This is a genomic window from Oceanisphaera sp., assembly GCF_052084945.1.
Taxonomy (GTDB): domain Bacteria; phylum Pseudomonadota; class Gammaproteobacteria; order Enterobacterales; family Aeromonadaceae; genus Oceanimonas.
Genome location: NZ_JBQDEX010000156.1, coordinates 1 through 4,662 on the forward strand (window position 1 = coordinate 1; position 4,662 = coordinate 4,662).

Genomic DNA, 4,662 nt, shown 5'->3' on the forward strand with positions numbered 1-4,662 from the left:
CGGTAAGGGGTAAGGAGAAAGATAGAGCCTAAAAGATAGCTGGAAGCGGGAAGCTAGAAGCTGGAAGAAAAGAGAAGCGCCGAGCGCCTAGCACCAAGCTTTAAAATTGGGTCATTGCGAGGAGCGTAGCGACGCGGCAATCCATTCAACAATGAGCTGGGGATGGGTGAATAGGAAATAGGGAATAGGAAAACGACACCTCGTACTGTGTAGGCTCTGCTTCAGCTGTGCATATATCGCGCAGCGATATCCTATTTTGCTAATCCCGATTCCCCAATCCCCAATCACTGCCTTTCAGTGGCGCGCAGCGGCACGTCTTAAAACACTTTTGCCACGGAATACACGGAACAACACGGAAAAATAAAGATAACATCTGAAAAGAGACTTTCTTATTGTAAGAGCAACACAAAGCCCCCTTAAAATATTGAGTTGGCTTTAAATGTCATCCCCCTCACAGGTTTGTATCTGCCCGTCCGCTTTGCAGTCTTTAAAGTCAGTCCGCTTTACAGCCTTTGCTCTCACTATAGAAATTTCGCTGTTATGTCGATTTTTTCGTAGATTTAGCGGATTTCGTTGCAAAAGGGCTTAGTGTTGAGTGTTTGTCAGTTAATTCAACATTCAACATTAAAAAGCCGGGCGTGGCTCTTTCTCTCAGTCTTCCGCTTTGGGTTCCATCGATCCGCCGCAGTATTTACAAAAATCGGCATCTTTATCGTGGCCAGTTTTATCACACAAAGGGCAATGACGCATATCGTACTCGCGGCGCATTTCTCGCCCTAACTCCGCACTTAAAATCCCCGTAGGCACGGCAATAATGGCATACCCCATTAACATAGTCACAGCAGCAATACCCTGACCGAGTGGAGTTTGTGGCGTAATATCACCAAACCCGACCGTAGTAATAGTGACTATTGCCCAATAAATACTTACCGGAATACTAGTAAAGCCATTTTCTGGCCCTTCAACCACATAGAGTAACGAACCAAACAGCGTGACCAAAATAAACAGACTACTAAAAAACACCATTATCTTACGGCGGCTTTGATTTAATGAACGCAATAACACATTAGCTTCATTCGCATAACGAATTAATTTTAGTATGCGAAATATGCGCAGCACCCGAAGTAAGCGCACCATTAATAAAAAGCTAAGGCCCGGTATAAACACAGATAGGTATGTTGGCATAACTGCCAGCACATCAATAATGCCATAAAAACTGCGAATATAAGCCAGTCGTTTAGGCGCACAATATACTCTTACGCCATACTCTAAAGTAAACAGTAAGGTAAAGGTCCACTCTAAAATATACAGTGTGCCGCCAATATGCGACCTAACAGAGCTCATTGAGTCTAAAAGAAGCACACCAATTGACAGCAAAATAGCCACAATAAGAGACAAGTCAAAGTAACGGCCCGCTGGGGTCTCGGTACCAAATATAACGCTGTATAACACTTCTCTACTGGGCCAGTGCATACTTTGTCCTTATGTAATTAAGGTAAAGAGCAAAGAAGCAAACACGCTTCTACAGTCTCTTTACCCTAAATCTGCCCAACTCGCAGCCACTCACGTCTAAAAGTTTTTATTCGTAATATGCCTGTCGCAATAACGGTCAAAAAAGTCATGCTTTACCGTAAAGCGTACCGTCTTAAGCTTCATTTTGATGATAGCGCTCGCAGGCAAGCAAGGTATTCTCTATTAACGAGGCAACTGTCATTGGGCCCACACCACCAGGTACGGGCGTAATATAGGCTGCGCGCTCGGCTGCAACTGCGTATTCAACATCCCCCACTAATCGGCCGTCTTCTTGGCGATTAATACCCACATCAATCACCACAGCACCGGGTTTAATCCAGTGGCCCGGAATAAAATTAGTTTTACCCACGGCCACCACCAATAAGTCAGCATCTTCCACTTTAGATTGTAAATCTTCAGTAAAGCGGTGACAGGTAGTGGTCGTACAGCCCGCCAGTAATAACTCAAGTGTCATTGGGCGACCCACAATATTAGAAGCTCCCACCACCACCGCATTCAGCCCGTGAGTTTTAATGTGGCTTCGCTCAAGTAGGGTAATAATGCCTTTAGGCGTACAAGGGCGCAGTGCAGGAATACGCTGGGCTAAGCGGCCAATATTGTAAGGATGAAAGCCATCTACGTCTTTATGAGGATGAATACGTTCAATCACAGGCGTGCTGTCAATATGATCAGGCAGTGGTAATTGCACCAAAATACCATCAATGGTGTTGTCGGCATTTAATTCATCTATTAATGCCAACAATTCCTGCTCTGTGGCTTCTTTAGGCAGGTCATAAGATTTAGAAATAAAGCCGACTTCCTCACAAGCACGGCGCTTACTACCCACATACACCTGTGAGGCAGGATTGGCGCCCACTAATATGACCGCCAAACCCGGTGCTCGTTTTCCGGCTTGAGTTCGTTCGGCTACTTTTTCGGCCACTTGGTTACGTACCGCTTGTGCTATCGCTTTTCCATCGATTATTTGAGCTGACATCTGCGTTGATTCTCACCTTTATAAAATTGAAGTAATTATCACATTTTTTAGTCACTTTAGTAATGCTTGATAATTTATGCTGCCGTCTTTTTCAACGATCACGGCTCAATCACCATAACAAGTGGCCAGTACCAGACAAAGCCGTTGACCCACGCGGGGCAAATGGGTATTATTCTGCCCCGTTAGCACAGACTCAGGTTTAGCGGCCTGTGCAACAATAATCAGTCAATGTATTAAGCGCCCTTAGCTCAGCCGGATAGAGCACCCGCCTTCTAAGCGGGTGGCCGCAGGTTCAAGTCCTGCAGGGCGCGCCATCTTTGGTGATCGTAGCTCAGTTGGTAGAGTCCCGGATTGTGATTCCGGTTGTCGCGGGTTCGAGCCCCGTCGGTCACCCCATATTGTAGTAAAAGCCGAAAGCGTAAAGCTGGAAGCTAAAAAATACCGAGTCGGCTGGCTCGGTATTTTTTTGCCTGAAATTTAGAGCAGGCAAAGGCGATGTTGAATGTTGAGTGTTGAATTAACTGACAAACACTTTTGCCACGGAATACACGGAACCCACTGAAAAATAAAGATAAAAAAGAAACTTTAAATAGTAATACCAATTTACCCCGAGCGTGGGGTCGAATTTATTCGACCTCTTTAGGCCTTCTGCTCGCAAAGACATGGGTGTCATTGCGAGCGCAGTGTGGCAATCCATTGTTTTCGCTTTCAGCTACTGGTATCCAATTTCCAGCTTCAGCGTTTATTTAAAGCTTGCCCAAATGGGGGCGTGATCAGAGGGTTTTTCGATGCCGCGCAGCTCATAATCGATGCCGGTGTCTACTAGCTGTTCAATGAGTGGCTGAGTAGCCAGCACTAAATCAATGCGTAAGCCTCGGTTGTCATCAAAGCCTCGGCTGCGATAATCAAACCACGAGTATTGATCGGTGGTGGTGGGGTTTTGTAGGCGCCAAGTGTCGGTTAGGCCCCAGCTAAGCAAGCGCTCCATCCATTCGCGTTCTTCAGGCAAAAACGAACACTTTTGGTCACGCAGCCAACGCTTACGATTAGGCTCACCAATGCCGATATCAAGGTCGGTATGAGAGATATTCACATCTCCCATCACAATCACCGCCTCATTGGGCTGATGATATTCAGTGAGGTAGGCTTGTAAGTCTTCATAAAACTGCTTTTTTGCCGGAAACTTAGTTTCGTGCTTGCGGTTTTCGCCTTGAGGAAAATAGCCATTTAAAATAGTGACTTCGCTACCGTCGGGGCGGGCAAAGCGACCCATGATCATGCGACGCTGTGCATCTTCTTCATCACCCGGAAAACCTTTACGCACTTCAAGGGCAGGCTGTTTGCTTAACATGGCCACACCATAGTGGGCTTTTTGACCATGAAAATACACGTGATAACCCATGGCTTCTAATGCTTCTAGTGGAAATACCTCATCGTGTACTTTGATTTCTTGTAAGCCAATAACATCTGGCTGATGCTTATCAATAATGGCTTGTAGTTGATGTAACCGTGCCCGAAGGCCATTGATATTAAAAGAAATAACTTTCATTTTTTTGCCCAGTAACAGCCTATGAATGTAAGAGGCGACTATGCTAACAAATAAAACAGCGCTAAGCTTAAATCTTAAGTGAACGGGCGTTAAAGGCGGTAAAGAGGACTGGCTAAAATAGACCTGTGAGGGGTGAGGCGGACAACACTTAAAGCCAACCCAATGCTCTGGTAGAGGCCGCTTCAGCTGGCCGATTTTGCGTAGCAAAATTAATCCAACAAACGCCTCTTAAATAAGTGCCGCAGCGCGACTTCAAAGACTGCAAAGCGGACTAGCTTAGATAAACCTGTGAGGGGTAAGGGGGATGTAATAAAAACCTTACACTATACCCTCGCCTGTTAAATGGATTGCCGCGTCGTTGCACTCCTCGCAATGACGGCATTTGGGTCATTGCGAGCGAAGCGCGGCAATCTAGCTCTTCTCTTCCGGCTTCTAGCTTCCCGCTTCAAGCTATCTTTTAGTGCCGCTGCGCGCCACCAGCCGGCTGAAGCGGCTTCTACCAGTAACGGTAAAGAGGACTGGCTAAAATAGACCTGTGAGGGGTGAGGCGGATGTAATAAAAACCTTACACTATACCCTCGCCTGTTAAATGGATTGCCGCGTC

General features: G+C 46.2%; 3 protein-coding genes and 2 tRNA genes. 2 read left to right on the top strand and 3 right to left on the bottom strand.

Features of this window, described 5'->3' with window-relative positions:
* Nucleotides 1-651: 651 nt before the first annotated feature.
* Entirely contained in the window at nt 652-1,473 is an 822-nt protein-coding gene (locus ACTHY5_RS11245; RefSeq protein WP_441879670.1) for an ion transporter, read from the bottom strand.
* 172 nt (nt 1,474-1,645) lie between these two features.
* On the bottom strand, nt 1,646-2,509 hold the full coding sequence (folD, locus tag ACTHY5_RS11250; protein ID WP_441879672.1) for a bifunctional methylenetetrahydrofolate dehydrogenase/methenyltetrahydrofolate cyclohydrolase FolD: 864 nt from the start codon (nt 2,507-2,509) through the stop codon (nt 1,646-1,648).
* 237 nt (nt 2,510-2,746) lie between these two features.
* Between folD and ACTHY5_RS11255 the strand changes: the two genes are divergently transcribed.
* Together ACTHY5_RS11255 and ACTHY5_RS11260 are read left to right on the top strand one after the other, a co-directional pair.
* Nucleotides 2,747-2,823 (top strand) — tRNA-Arg (locus tag ACTHY5_RS11255).
* Nucleotides 2,824-2,829: 6 nt separating this feature from the next.
* A tRNA-His gene (locus ACTHY5_RS11260) sits at nt 2,830-2,905 on the top strand.
* 346 nt (nt 2,906-3,251) lie between these two features.
* Here ACTHY5_RS11260 and xthA read toward each other — a convergent pair.
* Nucleotides 3,252-4,058 carry an exodeoxyribonuclease III gene (xthA, locus tag ACTHY5_RS11265; protein ID WP_441879674.1) on the bottom strand — a complete coding sequence of 269 codons (807 nt, stop codon included), beginning with the start codon at nt 4,056-4,058 and terminating at the stop codon, nt 3,252-3,254.
* Nucleotides 4,059-4,662: the final 604 nt, after the last annotated feature.